The following is a 14,017-nucleotide window of genomic DNA, read 5'->3' on the forward strand; positions in this document are numbered from 1 at the left end:
CCCGGCAGCATTTAAGCAAAGCACAAACGGGACCCTCGGTCCCGTTTTCATTTCCACCAACGTACAAATTCAGGAGAACAGACATGTCAGTACTGGAGAATTTCGATCCGGCCATCGCGCAGATCATCAAGGCCGAGACCGAGCGTCAGGAGTACAACCTCGAACTGATCGCCTCCGAAAACTTCGTCTCCCCGGCGGTCCTGGAAGCGCAGGGCTCGGTGCTCACCAACAAGTACGCCGAAGGGTATCCCGGCAAGCGCTACTACGGTGGCTGCCACTGCGTGGACCAGGCCGAAAACCTGGCGATCGAGCGCGCCAAGGAGCTCTTCGGCGCCGATCACGTCAACGTGCAGCCGCACTCCGGTTCCCAGGCCAACATGGCGGTCTACTTCACCGTGCTGAAGCCGGGCGACACCGTGCTGGGGATGAACCTGGCCCACGGCGGTCACCTGACCCACGGTTCCCCGGTCAACTTCTCCGGCCGCTTCTTCAACATCGTTCCCTACGGCGTCTCGAAAGAGAGCCAGACCATCGACTACGAAGAGGTCGAGCGTCTGGCCCTCGAGCACAAGCCGAAGATGATTGTGGTGGGTGCTTCCGCTTACCCGCGCATCATCGATTTCGAGGCCTTCCGCCGTGTGGCGGACAAGGTGGGCGCCGTGGTCATGGTGGACATGGCCCACATCGCAGGTCTCGTGGCCGCCGGTCTGCACCCGAACCCGGTTCCCTACGCCGAGTTCGTGACCACCACCACCCACAAGACCCTCCGGGGACCGCGCGGCGGCATGATCATGTGCCGCGAGGAGTTCGCCAAGACCCTCAACTCCAACATCTTCCCGGGGATCCAGGGCGGACCGCTCATGCACGTGATCGCCGCCAAGGCCGTCGCCTTCAAGGAAGCCCTCTCTCCGGAGTTCAAGACTTACCAGGCGCAGATCGTGAAGAACGCCCAGGCGCTCGCCGCTGGCCTCATGAAGCGCGGTTTCAAGCTCACCTCCGGCGGCACCGACAACCACCTGATGCTGGTCGACCTGACCGAAACCGGCCTTACCGGCAAGGTGGCCGAAGAGGCGCTCGACAAGGCCGGCATCACCGTGAACAAGAACGGCATTCCGTTTGACACCCGTTCGCCGTTCGTCACCTCCGGCATCCGCATCGGCACCCCGGCCGCGACCACCCACGGCCTGAAAGAGGCCGAGATGGAGCAGGTCGCCGCCCTCATCGCCGAGGTGCTCGCCAACGTCGAGGACGAGGCTGTCCTGGCCAAGGTAAAGGGCGAGGTCAATACCCTCATGAAGCGCTTCCCGCTCTACGCCGACCGTCTGGCCTAGGTGCGGCGGTAACAGGCAATAAACAAGAGGGGGGCGCCTAGGGCGCCCCCTTTTTTGTTGAGTCAGCTCTCGCTCGCCCTCCGGGAGAGGGTCGAGGTGAGGGGGCTGCGGGCTCGTTTGTTTCAGCCCCATTGGCCGTTTCCCCCTGACCGACTGGTCGGTCCGAAAAAGTGCAGCTGGCGCACCCAGGAGGCCTCATGATTTTCAACCGCATCCGCTACGAAGAGCCGCTCTTTCGCCCGCCCTCCGAGGCGAACAGTCTTATTTTCCAGGCCACCATCGGCTGCTCGCAGAACACCTGTCGTTTTTGCGGCATGTACAAGATGAAGACCTTCCGCATCCGCCCGGTCTCCGAGATGCTCGCCGAGATCCACTCGGTCCCCGAGTCGGTGCGCCCCCACGTGCAGCGCGTCTTCATCGCCGACGGCGACGCGCTGGTCTATCCGCAGGCCGGGCTGGTGGAACTGCTTGACGCTTTCTCGGCCACCTTTCCCCGCCTCACCCGGGTGGGCGCCTACGCCTCGCCCAACAGCCTCACCACGAAGACCGAAGAGGAACTCGCGCTCCTGCAGCAGAAGAAACTGCGCATCCTCTACTTCGGCCTGGAAAGCGGCGATGCCGACACCCTCAAGCTGGTGCGCAAGGGGTTTGAGCCCGCGCAGATGCTCGAGCTCTGCAGAAAAGCCCAAAGGGCGGGGATGAAGCTTTCGGTGACGGCTATTCTCGGCCTGGCCGGCAAGGCGCGCAGCGCGGAACACGCCAAGGCTACCGCCCAGTGGATCAACGAACTCTCGCCCGAGTACTTTTCGCTGCTCACCATGTTCCGGCGCCACAACGACGATTACTTCAAGGAAATCGAGCCGCTCAGTTACGGGGGGATCCTCGAGGAGGCGCTTTCGATGCTGCAGGAACTCAATCCGCAACGCACCATCCTGCGCTCCAACCACGTCTCCAACTTCCTGAACCTGGCGGGGAGTTACCCCAAGGACCGCGAGCGGCTCATCGAAACCGCGCAGCGGGCCCTGGCCGAAGCCCGCCGGCAGCCGAGATGGTTCAACGAGGTTCCGGATTACCAGGAGGAGTATTATTAGGGGCTAGGGGCTGGAGAGTGAGGACTAGAGAGTGGGGACTGGGGCGAGGGGCGGAGGGGGGATCCATTTCACGAAGATTTGTGGCCGAACTCAGGTTCCCCCCTTCGCAAAGGGGAGGACGTGACGCCAGCTGCTTTGCCTAAATTTAGGGAAGTCGCTCCCGAACAACAAAAAGCCACTCCGAAACCGGAGTGGCTTTTCCGTGTTGCCAAGGGGGTGTACGACGGTCCCGCTTCTCTCCCAACCCGCCCCGTTCCGGTGCCTGCACCGAAACGGCCACCGTCCTGGCAAGGGCGTCGCTGGGCCGAGCTCTTAAACATCTGATAATAGACCGGAGAACTGCTCGGGAGCTGCATCCGGTCCGTGTGGGACGCTAGCGCGCCACTCCGCAGAGCTGAAGCTCCGTATCGAGCTTCTCCCGCGAAATCCCGAGCACTCGGCACGCTTTGTCCCTGTCGCTCTGGTAACGCTCCATCACCATGAGGAGCAGCGCCTTTTTGAGCGACGCCGAAAGTTTGTCCATCACACCCTGACCATTGCTGGCCGCCAACGAAGAGACCAACGGCTCCAGGTTCCTCTGGAACAGGGCGGCGCTCTCGTTCACCCCCTTGGTTTCCCGCTCCTGCAGTCTCTTCAGCTTCACGATGTTGCCGACACACTCCTCCATGTGATCCTGCACCCAGCGCAGCGTGTCCCAATGATTGTCGACCGTCATCAGGCGCAGATCGTCCCTGGTCCCCGCCGCCGCGCCCCTCCGCTTCAGCCGCACTTCCATGATGCTATACTCGAAGGCCCCAGATTTCTCAGCAGTGCTACGATCCCGGTATGCCATGATGTCCCCCCTTGCAGCTGCGGTTTTTCCCTTACCTGTTCAACGGTCGTACCAACTTCGCCGGAATGGGTCTCGCGTCACTAACCAGCCGAATTCACAAAGGAAAACGACTTCATTTTTGGGCGCGGACACCGGCGCCTGAGAGCCGCGGTCTGTTTCAAGCCTGCACAGGGACCTGTTCGGAAGATGGTAATCTAGGTAAAAACAAGAACTTATGGCGATGTCGATTCGTGAACAGTCCGGGAGGCGGGCTGCACACACAGCTGCCGGTGCTGCTGGACATGATATAAATTGGGGTGACTTAATGGAGGTGGATCCTGGAAAGGCCGCTGCTCATACCGCTAACCGCGCTCATCGCCGGGCTTTTTACTGCCGATGCCACCGGCTGCCTTCCACCGTCCTGGAGCGTCGGCGCCCTCGTGGTACTGCTCATTATCTCCTCCTGCCGCACCGCAAGCCTTGGTTTCACCTGTTCCTTGGCCGCGTTTTTCTTCTGTTACGGCCAGCTCTCCCTGTCTCCGTTTTTGAACCCTCCGAAAGAAATAGCCGCCTGGAGCAGCGCCGAGCAGCACGTCGTGGAGGGGGTACTGCAGCGTCGTGCCGAGGGACTCCCCGATGGCGGGGGACGGCTGGTCCTGGGTGATCTGCTGCTGCACGAGGGGCCGGGGACGCGCCGGCTACCGGGCAGACTGCTGGTGCACCTCAAGCAGGGGAGAGTTCAGCTTGGCACCGGAGACCGGATCCTGTTCTCCTCGAAGCTGCGCCGGCCGCGTCTATTGGGGCTCCCCGGGGAATCCGATTACCCGCGCCGGCTCGCCTACCAGGGGATATTCCTGACCGGATTTCTGAAAGATCCCGGTGAGCTGGTACTGCTGCAGAGCGGGATCGGCTGGCGGCACGACATCGATTACCTGGCTGCCCGGTTGGGGAACTTCCTCATGGCGAGCGCGCCGCCTGCCGAGGCCGGGGTTCTCAAGGCGCTGCTCATCGGCGACACCGGCGATGTTCCCGCCGAACTCAACACCGCCTACGCACTCAGCGGCGTCAACCACATCCTCTCCATCTCCGGATTCCATGTTGGCATCGTTTTCATCTGCCTGTTTCAGCTGCTCTTTTTGCTGGCACGCCAGCTGGAGACGCTAACCCGCCACTGCAACCTGCGGCGCACCTTGCTGCTCGTCGCCCTGCCGGCGGTCGTGTTCTATCTCTTTCTCTCGGGAACCCAGGCGGCGACCCTGCGCAGCGTGCTGATGATCGTGGCGGTCCTGCTGGCACTCTACCTGAAGCGCGAGCTCGATCCGGTGAATTGCATCGTCCTGGCCGCCTTCGCGATCCTCAGCGGCGCTCCGGAGACCATGTTCGATCTCTCCTTCCAGCTCTCCTTCCTGGCCATTTGGGGGCTCGTGGTGCTTTCCTCCGAACTTGCCGCACCCGTTCGCGGGATCAAGGGGGTACCCGGGTGGTTTCTCCTTCTTCTCGCGGCTTCGGCGGCGGCCATCCTGGCGACGCTGGTTCCGGTTGCCTACTATTTTCAGCGCGTGTCCTTTACCGGGCTCCTTGCCAATGTGGCGGTGGTGCCGCTCATGGGCTACGGGGCGGTCGTGGTCGGCTTCGCCTCGCTGCCGATCTGCCTGCTGGCTCCGGGAGCGGCCCAGCCTCTGGTGCAGCTGGCAGCAGCACTGGTGCGGGCCTCTGATTACCTGGTTGCCTACCTGGCCCGGTTGCCGGTATGGAGCGGGTACTACCCGACCCAGACGGACCTGGCGCTGTCGGTGGCGGCGCTGGGGGCTCTCACCTTGGTCCGTCCGGTCCGGTTGGCGCGGATCGTCGTCCTTTTGCCGGTGCTGGTACTGACGGCGCGCGGGGTGCCGGCGGGACGGCAGGCTGACGGGCGGCTCGAGGTGATCTTCCTGAGCGTCGGCCAAGGGGATGCTGCGCTGGTGCGTCTGCCGGACGGCAAGCGGATGTTGGTGGACGGCGGCGGGGACTACGGCGACCTCGAACTGAGGGTAGGGGAGCGACTGCTGGGGCCGGCGCTGCACGCGCTCAAGGTGGACCGGCTGGACTACCTGGTACTGTCCCATCCCCATCCCGACCACCTGCAGGGTGTCCTCTGGGCTGCCGCCTATCTCGAGGTGGGCGAGTTCTGGGAAAGCGGCATTCCCGGCACTTCGCAGGAGTACCGGAAACTGAAGTGGGTGCTGGCGAGTCGCGCGGTCCCGGTCCGCACCATCAACGCGGCAAGTGCGCCTTTTGCCGCGGGTGGCGTCCAGGTAGAGCCGCTCTGGCCGGAGCGCAGCGTGCCGCTTACCGGGGACGAGAACGACGACTCCCTGGTGTTCAGGTTGCGTCACGGGCGAAGTTCCGTGCTCTTCACCGGGGATCTTGGTGGCCAGTCGGAGGCCGAGCTCCTGGCGAGCGGCACATCCCTCAACACTTCGCTTTTGAAGGTGCCACACCACGGGAGCAAGTACTCCTCAAGCGCCGAGTTCCTCAAGGCGGTTGCCCCGAAATTTGCGGTGATCTCTGCGGGGTTCGGGAACAACTTCCACCTGCCGGCACCGGCCACGCTCCGGAGGCTGCAACACCGGGGAACCAGGGTGTACCGGACCGATTTGGAAGGCTCGATCCAGGCTATCTGTCAGGCCGATGGAACTGTTATAATAGGGGCACCTTGGGGGCATTTTAATTGACACTTCAAAGATGTATCTGCTAGTTTAGGCTGGAATTGGTCTATCTTTGTGTCAGTAGGAGAGCCGCTTCATGGAACGGATACTCATAGTCGAGGACGACAGCTTCTTCCGTGAGGTCTTCACCGACCTGCTCCAAGAAGACGGTTACAGTGTCGATGTTGCCGCCTCCGGCGAAGAAGCGCTCGATTTGATATCGAATCGCGAATATCAGTTGGTGGTGACCGACCTGGTCATGCGCGATGTGAGCGGCCTCGACATCCTTTCGGCGGTAAAAAGGCTCGACCCTGCTGTCGACGTCATCATGGTGACCGGCCACGCCAATGTGGAGACGGCGATCTTCGCCCTGAAAAACGGCGCCACCGATTACCTGGTGAAACCGATCAACCACGACGAGTTCCGGCACATCGTGGCGCAGTGCATGGACCAGCGGCGTCTGCTGGACGAGAACCTGGAGCTCAAGGGACTTTTACACCTGTTCCAGGTGAGCCAGACCATCGCCAACTGCCTGGAACTCGACCGCATCTACCAGCTCCTCATGGACGCGCTCTCCAAGGAAGTGGGGGTGACCCGCGGCCTCGGCTACTTCAGCGACAGCGGCAACCTCGTGCTTCACGAAGTGAAAGGGATCGACCCGGAGCACGCCTCGCTGCTCGGCCAAGCCGTGATCTCCGAGTGCGAGCTGATGGACGATGGCGGAGCGCTCGTTACCCTCAAGGATTTTCTCCCCGACGACGCCGAATACGGTGCAGGTGTCACCGAGGCTATGTGCCTCTACATCCGGCACAAGTCGACGCTCCAGGGGGTGGTCGTGCTGGTTAACGACCCCGGACAGCCGCTCCCCCGCCCGGTTAACCGCAAGAACCTCAGTTTCCTCCTGGATCAGGCCTCGCTTGCCCTCGATAACGCCGCCCGCTACAACTTCGCCAAGGATCTCCTCTACATCGACGAGCTGACCGGCCTGTACAACTACCGCTACCTCGACGTGGTGCTCGAGCGCGAGCTGAAGCGTTGCGAGCGCTACGGATCGAACCTCTCGGTCCTCTTCCTCGACATCGACCTCTTCAAGATGGTGAACGACAACTTCGGGCACCTGATCGGCAGCCGCGTGTTGCGCGAGGTCGGCTCCCTGCTCAGGAAAGGGGTGCGTGACGTCGACGCGGTGATCCGCTACGGCGGCGACGAGTACACCATCGTCCTGGTGGAAACCGGGGTCGAGGGTGCAACCGTGGTAGCCGAGCGTATCCGGCGCACCATCGAGCAGCACACCTTCAGCCGCGCCGACGGCCTGGCCATCAAGCTCACCGTGAGCCTCGGCTACGCCTGCGCCCCTGCCGACTGCAACACCAAGGGCGAGCTTCTCGAGATGGCCGACCAGGCCATGTACCGCGGCAAGGCCGGCGGCAAGAACATGGCCTTCCACGCCCTCCCCGCCACCCCGCCGCCGGCCGGGTAACGCTTCCTCGCCGCCTTGGCTGTCGCCCCTTTTTCCCAGGTAAAGACGTTCGTGTTCACGCAGCGGCAGGTGGCCTCACGTCCTCCCCTTTGCGAAGGAAAGACAGAGGGGATTTAGCCCAGGCAGCCACCGCGCCGATGTTTGCCGCAACGCTAAATCCCCCTTCGCACAGGGGGACTTTCTGCCTGCCCTGTCGATACAACCTGCCCCTTTTTCCCATGGTAACTGCGACCGGTATTCCCCCTACGGACCCTCCAACGCCCCGAGCTCTCGTTCTTTCAGCTACCTGCAAAACCTTCCGTTCACGGAGACTTTTTTATGGTCGTACCGGGGAGAAAATGCTATCCTCTGCGCTTGCTCTTAGGCTGTAAAATTTTGCTATCTGCGGTCGCCAGCTTGCTTCCTCATCAAGGAGAGCGGCCGATGTAACGCTGGCAACACTGCTACTATTCCAGCCGTTTTGAGGCTGACACTGATTGTGCAAGGAGAGCGTGACTCGTGGCTATCAACGGAATCAAAGGCTTTAACGACATCCTTCCCGGCGACGTAGAGAAATGGCAGCACATCGAGGCGACGGCGCGCCGGGTCTTCGAACTCTACGGCTTCTCCGAGATCCGCACCCCCATCCTGGAAAAGACCGAGCTCTTCTGCCGTTCCATCGGTGATGCCACCGACATCGTCGAGAAAGAGATGTACTCCTTCGTGGACAAGGGGGAGAACAAGGTCACCATGCGTCCGGAGGGGACCGCGGCGGTGATGCGCGCGTTCATCGAGCACAAGATGCAGGCGCTCGACCCGGTGGCCAGGCTCTACTACATGGGGCCCATGTTCCGCTACGAGCGTCCCCAGAAGGGGCGTTACCGCCAGTTTCACCAGATCGGCGCCGAGGTGACCGGGGTGAGCGCCCCGACCGTCGATGCGCAGGTCCTCACCATGCTGACCCACTTCTTCGCGGAGTTGGGCCTCGACGAGCCGTCGCTGCAGATCAACTCGCTTGGTTGCCCGAAGTGTCGCCCGGTGTACCGCGAGGCGCTGAAGAGCTTCCTCTTGAGCAAGATCGAGCTCTTGTGCGAGGACTGCAACCGCCGCTACGAGACGAACCCGCTGCGCGCCCTCGACTGCAAGTCCCCCGGCTGCCAGGAGGCGACCAAGGGAGCCCCGGCGATGCTGGAGTACCTCTGCCCCGAGTGTGCCGAGCACTTCGAGGCCACCAAGAAGTACCTCGAACTGGTGGGGACCACGTACCAGATCAACGAGCGCATGGTGCGCGGGCTCGACTACTACACCCGCACCACCTTCGAGCTCGTGACCGGGCTTCTGGGCTCGCAGAGCGCAGTCGCCGCCGGCGGGCGCTACGACGGCCTGATCAGCGACCTGGGCGGTCCGGCACTCCCCGGCATCGGTTTCGCGATCGGCGTCGAGCGCGTGGCGCTCCTCTTGGCCGAGAAGGATTTCTCGCGTCGTCCCGACCTCTTCATCGCGGCGTTGGGTGACGAGGCGCACGCCGAGGCCTTCAAGATCATGAGCGCGCTGCAGCGGCTGGGAGCGGCGGTGGAGATAGACTACGAAGGGAAGAGCCTGAAGAGCCAGATGCGGCGTGCCGACAAGTTCAAGTCGCGTTTCACCCTCATCATCGGCGGCGACGAGCTCGCCCGCGGCACGGCCCCGCTCAAGGACATGGACGGCGGCACCCAGAGCGATGTGGCTCTCAACGCCGACGCCATCGTGAAGGTCATTAAAGGCTAACCCCCAAAGCGTGGACGCGGATCAGGCGGAAACCGCACGGGGCTCTGCGGATACACCAAAACGATCAGCCTGCGAGCATGCGCAGCACGCATATAAAAGGTGAACCTGTTTTTTCCGGTTCGCCTCTCATCCGCACAATCCGCGTGCAAAGCCTTCGACGTAGATTTGCCTTTTTTGCCGTTGTTTTTTTGTTTAGAGGGACTTAGTGGAACCAGGTAATTTCGTACATCTGCATCTGCACTCGCAGTACTCGCTTCTGGACGGTGCTATCCGCATCGGCGACCTGCTCGGCAAGGTGAAATCGACCGGCATGCATGCCGTCGCCATGACCGACCACGGCAACATGTTCGGCACGCTCGAGTTCTTCCTCAAGTGCAAGGACAAGGGGATCAAGCCGATCCTCGGCGCCGAGGTCTACATCGCCCCGCAGTCGCGCCACCTGAAGCAGGCGCCCACCGCAGGCGAAGCCTCGAGCTACCACCTGATCCTCCTCTGCGAGAACATGAAGGGGTTCAAAAACCTCTCCTACCTCACCTCGGCAGCCTTCAAGGAAGGCTTCTACCGCCGCCCCCGCATCGACAAGGAGATCCTCGCCGCCCACAGCGAAGGTCTCATCGTGCTCTCGGCCTGCCTGCAGGGCGAAGTCGCCTACCTCGCCGGGCGCAACAAGATGGAAGAGGCCCGCGCGGTCGCCAAGTGGTACTCGGAGCTCTTCCCGGACCGCTACTACATCGAGCTGCAGGAGAATACCCTCCCCGAACAGGACGTGGCCAACCGCCGGCTCATGGAGATCGCGAGCGAGCTGAACCTGCCGCTGGTCGCCACCAACGACTGCCACTACCTGAACAAGGAAGACGCGCGCGCCCACGAGATCCTGCTCTGCATCCAGACCGGCAAGACCATGAGCGACCCCTCGCGCATGCACTTCACCGCGGACGAGTTCTACGTGAAGACGCCGGATGAGATGGCCAAGGCCTTCCACTACGCTCCGGAAGCTCTGGCCAACACGGTCAAGATCGCCGAGCGCTGCAACCTCGAGTTCGACTTCAAGACCTACCACTTCCCGGCCTACTCCGCCCCTGAGGGGCAGACGCTCGACGAGCAGTTGGCCCAGGAGGCACGCGACGGCCTCAAGCTCAGGCTCGAGAAGATCCGCGTCAAGTACCCCGACATCACCGCCGAGGGAGAAAAGGCCTACTGGCACCGCCTGGAGATCGAACTCGCCTGCATCAAGCAGATGGGCTTCCCGGGCTACTTCCTCATCGTTGCGGACTTCATCAACTGGGCCAAAGACCACGGTATCCCGGTAGGGCCGGGCAGGGGCTCGGCGGCGGGTAGTCTCGTCGCCTTCTGCATCCGGATCACCGACATCGACCCGATGCCCTACAACCTGCTGTTCGAGCGTTTCCTCAACCCCGAACGTATCTCGATGCCTGATATCGACGTCGACTTCTGCCAGGACCGCCGCGAAGAGGTGATCCAGTACATGGTCGAGAAGTACGGCCGCGAGAAGGTCTGCCAGATCATCACGTTTGGTACCATGGCGGCCAGGGGCGTTATCCGCGACGTGGGGCGCGCGCTCGACCTCCCCTTCGGCGACGTCGACAAGATCGCCAAGCTGGTCCCCGAGGTGCTCGGCATCACGCTGGAAAAGGCGCTGCAGCAGGAACCGAAGCTGAACGAACTGGCCGCGCAGGACGCCCGTGTTAAGGAAGTCCTCTCGGTCGCCTTGAGGCTCGAAGGTCTCGCGCGCCACGCCTCCACCCACGCCGCCGGCCTCGTGGTCGCGCCCAAGCAGATGGAGGAGTTCTGCCCGGTCTACATGGATCAGAAGTCGGGATCCCTGACCACGCAGTATTCCATGAAGTACGTCGAGAAGATCGGCCTCGTTAAGTTCGACTTCCTGGGCCTTAAGAACCTGACGGTCATCGACAACGCGGTGAAGCACATCCGCGCGGGCAAGGACCCCAACTTCGACATCACCCTCCTCAGGGACGACGACGCGGAGTCCTATAAGCTCCTGCAGGCCGGCAACACGACCGGCGTCTTCCAGCTCGAGTCCAGCGGCATGAAGGAGCTCCTGGTCAAGCTGAAGCCCTCCTGCTTCGAGGACATCATCGCAGTCTGCGCCCTCTACCGCCCGGGCCCGCTCGGTTCCGGCATGGTGGACGCCTTCATCGAGTGCAAGCACGGCCGCCGCGACGTCGTCTACGAACTCCCCCAGCTCGAGCCGATCCTGAAGGACACCTACGGCGTCATCGTCTACCAGGAACAGGTCATGCAGATCGCCCGAAGCCTGGCAGGCTACTCGCTGGGCGGCGCGGACCTCCTGCGTCGCGCCATGGGTAAGAAAGATGCCGAGCAGATGGCCAAGGAGCGCGACAAGTTCCTCATCGGCGCCAAAGAACTCGGACTCGACCTCACCAAGGCGGCTGCGATCTTCGACCTGATGGCGAAATTCGCCGAGTACGGCTTCAACAAGTCGCACTCCGCAGCCTACGCCCTGGTCGCCTACCAGACCGCGTTCTTGAAGGCGCACTACCCGGTCGAGTTCATGGCGGCGCTCCTCACCGAGGACATGGGGAATACCGACAAGGTCATCAAGAGCATCAGCGATTGCCGCGAGATGGGGATCGACGTGCTCCCGCCGGACATCAACGAGTCCAACCGCTCCTTCCGCGTCTTGGACAAGGCGATGCGCTTCGGTCTCGGTGCGGTGAAAAACGTCGGCGAGGGTGCCATCGAGGCGATCATCGAGGGGCGCGGCAACGAGCCCTTCAAGGACATCTTCGACTTCTGCGAGCGGGTGGACCTGCGGCGCGTCAACAAGCGCGTCATCGAGGCGCTCATCAAGTGCGGCGCCTTCGACTGCACCGGCGCCAAGCGCTCCCAGCTTATGGCGGTCCTCGACGAGGCGGCGGCTCTGGGGCAGAAGGTGCGCGAGGAGCGCGAGAGCGCCCAGGTCTCTCTTTTCGGCGCCGCGGACATCGTGCGCGGCTCAAACGGTGGCGGCAACCGGCTCCCCGATATCCCGGAGTGGGACGAGAAGTACCGCCTGGGGTGCGAGAAGGAGGCCTTGGGCTTCTTCGTCACCGGGCACCCGCTGGACCGCTGGGTCGGCGACATGAAGCGCTTCTCCAACGTGGATACCTTCACCATCCTGGAGGCCAAGGAGAAGAGCGAGGTGAAGCTCTGCGGCGTCTCCACCACCTTGAAGGAGATCATGACCAAGAAGGGCGACCGCATGGGGTTCATCGCCCTGGAGGACCTGGTGGGGAACGTCGAGGTGGTGATCTTCTCCGACGTCTACGCGCGCTGCTCCCAGCACCTGAAAAACGACGACCCGCTGCTCGTTACCGGCACGGTCGAGTTGGGGGAGAAGGGGGCCAAGGTCATGGCGAGCGACATCGTCCTCTTGCGCGACATGATCGAGACGCACACCCGCAGGGTGAACGTCACCATCGAGGCCACAGAGACTGACTCGAGCAAGCTTCCCGCTCTCAAGAACATCTTCGCGCGCTATCAGGGGGCCTGCCGCACCTTCCTGCATCTGAACATGGAGAACAAATCCCGCGTCACCATCAAGCTTTCCGACGTATACAAAGTATCGGCTACCGAAGAATTAACAGTGGAAGTCAGCAACCTCTTGGGCTATAATGCCGTCTCATTCGAGTAGCCGGTAGGAAAATCCGGTTGACCGCAAAGACGCAAAGCACGCAAAGATAACCTAAAGCAGGTTTGAGTTCAGGTGGTTATGCTGTCGTTACGCCCACCTGATTTTCTTTGCGCCCTTTGCGTCTTTGCGGTGAGCTGAACCCGCAGTCATTTCATTTTAGTGAACAGGAGACACCCATATATGGCAGTCACCCAGACCTACATGGATTTCGAGAAACCTCTGGCAGAGCTGGAGAAGAAGATTCAGGAACTCTCTTCCTTTGCATCCGAGGGGGTCGATCTGACCCAGGAGGTGGCCAAGTTGGAACAGAAAGCCGAGCAGATGCGCGAGGAGATGTTCAACAATCTGAGCCGCTGGCAGACCGCCCAGGTGGCGCGCCACATCAACCGCCCCTTCACCCTTGACTACCTGAACCTGATCTTCACCGAATTCGTCGAGCTGCACGGCGACCGCAACTTCGGCGACGACCACGCCATCGTGGGTGGCTTGGCCCGCCTGGACGGCGAGCCGGTCATGGTGATCGGCCACCAGAAGGGGCGCGACACCAAGGAGAAGGTGTTCCGCAACTTCGGCATGCCCAACCCCGAAGGGTACCGCAAGGCGCTGCGCCTGATGCAGATGGCCGAGCGCTTCAAGCTCCCCATCATCACCTTCGTGGACACCCCGGGCGCCTTTCCCGGCATCGGTGCCGAGGAGCGCGGCCAGGCCGAGGCGATCGCCCGCAACCTGCGCGAGATGTCCCGCCTCACCGTACCCATCATCGTGGTGATCACCGGTGAGGGCGGCTCCGGCGGCGCGCTCGCCATCGCCGTTGGCGACCGGATCCTCATGTTGCAGCACTCGGTCTACGCCGTCATTTCGCCGGAAGGGTGCGCCGCCATCCTCTGGTCCGACGGCACCAAGGGTGCCCAGGCCGCCGAGGCGCTGAAGCTCGTGGCGACTGACATCAAGGAGCTCGAGGTCATCGACGAGATCGTCAAGGAGCCGGCCGGCGGTGCACACCGCGACCACGCCGAAATGGCGAAGAACCTGCACGAGGCGCTCTCCAGGAACCTGCAGGAGCTCAAAGAAGTCACCCCCGACCAGCTCATCGAGCTGCGCTACCAGAAGTTCAGGAAGATGTCGCGGTTTATGGAGTAAGATCCGAGCTGCTTCTTGAAATGATTTAAAAAGGCCCAAGGCGAAAACCTTGGGC

The 14,017-nt window shown here is 62.3% G+C and carries 8 protein-coding genes; 7 read left to right on the forward strand and 1 reads right to left on the reverse strand.

Going from position 1 to position 14,017, the window contains the following annotated elements; genetic code table 11:
* Positions 1-83 precede the first annotated feature (83 nt).
* Both glyA and GMST_RS15610 read left to right on the forward strand, forming a co-directional pair.
* Complete coding sequence (gene glyA / locus GMST_RS15605) at positions 84-1,331, forward strand: serine hydroxymethyltransferase (RefSeq protein WP_183355617.1); 1,248 nt, start codon at positions 84-86, stop codon at positions 1,329-1,331.
* Positions 1,332-1,528: 197 nt separating this feature from the next.
* The gene (locus GMST_RS15610) at positions 1,529-2,422 is read left to right on the forward strand and encodes a radical SAM protein (RefSeq protein WP_183355618.1); all 894 of its coding nucleotides are present in this window, start codon (positions 1,529-1,531) and stop codon (positions 2,420-2,422) included.
* Between the two features lie 373 nt (positions 2,423-2,795).
* Here the strand turns inward: GMST_RS15610 and GMST_RS15615 are convergent, their stop codons facing one another.
* On the reverse strand, positions 2,796-3,197 hold the full coding sequence (locus GMST_RS15615) for a DNA-binding transcriptional regulator Fis (protein ID WP_246399734.1): 402 nt from the start codon (positions 3,195-3,197) through the stop codon (positions 2,796-2,798).
* Positions 3,198-3,607: 410 nt separating this feature from the next.
* Here GMST_RS15615 and GMST_RS15620 point away from each other — a divergent pair, with 410 nt between their 5' ends.
* From GMST_RS15620 to GMST_RS15640, 5 genes are all read left to right on the forward strand, one after another.
* Complete coding sequence (locus tag GMST_RS15620; protein WP_281380060.1) at positions 3,608-5,947, forward strand: DNA internalization-related competence protein ComEC/Rec2; 2,340 nt, start codon at positions 3,608-3,610, stop codon at positions 5,945-5,947.
* A 70-nt stretch (positions 5,948-6,017) separates the two neighbouring features.
* Positions 6,018-7,400 (forward strand): GGDEF domain-containing response regulator, encoded by a 1,383-nt coding sequence (locus GMST_RS15625; protein WP_183355620.1) that lies wholly within the window; start codon positions 6,018-6,020, stop codon positions 7,398-7,400.
* 498 nt (positions 7,401-7,898) lie between these two features.
* A complete protein-coding gene (hisS, locus tag GMST_RS15630) occupies positions 7,899-9,146 on the forward strand; it encodes a histidine--tRNA ligase (RefSeq protein ID WP_183355621.1) in 1,248 nt (415 codons plus the stop codon).
* 205 nt (positions 9,147-9,351) lie between these two features.
* Positions 9,352-12,822, forward strand: a complete 3,471-nt coding sequence (dnaE, locus tag GMST_RS15635; RefSeq protein WP_183355622.1) for a DNA polymerase III subunit alpha — start codon at positions 9,352-9,354, stop codon at positions 12,820-12,822.
* Positions 12,823-13,002: 180 nt separating this feature from the next.
* Positions 13,003-13,962: an acetyl-CoA carboxylase carboxyltransferase subunit alpha gene (locus tag GMST_RS15640; RefSeq protein WP_183355623.1), complete on the forward strand. Its 960-nt coding sequence runs from the start codon at positions 13,003-13,005 to the stop codon at positions 13,960-13,962.
* Positions 13,963-14,017: the final 55 nt, after the last annotated feature.

This window comes from Geomonas silvestris, assembly GCF_014193515.1.
Classification (GTDB): domain Bacteria; phylum Desulfobacterota; class Desulfuromonadia; order Geobacterales; family Geobacteraceae; genus Geomonas; species Geomonas silvestris.

What these genes read in the sequence shown, in the direction of transcription:
- glyA (WP_183355617.1), top strand. Translation starts at nt 84, where the DNA reads ATGTCAGTACTGGAGAATTTCGATCCGGCCATCGCGCAGATCATCAAG.
- GMST_RS15610 (WP_183355618.1), top strand. Translation starts at nt 1,529, where the DNA reads ATGATTTTCAACCGCATCCGCTACGAAGAGCCGCTCTTTCGCCCGCCC.
- GMST_RS15615 (WP_246399734.1), bottom strand. Translation starts at nt 3,197, where the DNA reads ATGGAAGTGCGGCTGAAGCGGAGGGGCGCGGCGGCGGGGACCAGGGAC.
- GMST_RS15625 (WP_183355620.1), top strand. Translation starts at nt 6,018, where the DNA reads ATGGAACGGATACTCATAGTCGAGGACGACAGCTTCTTCCGTGAGGTC.
- GMST_RS15640 (WP_183355623.1), top strand. Translation starts at nt 13,003, where the DNA reads ATGGCAGTCACCCAGACCTACATGGATTTCGAGAAACCTCTGGCAGAG.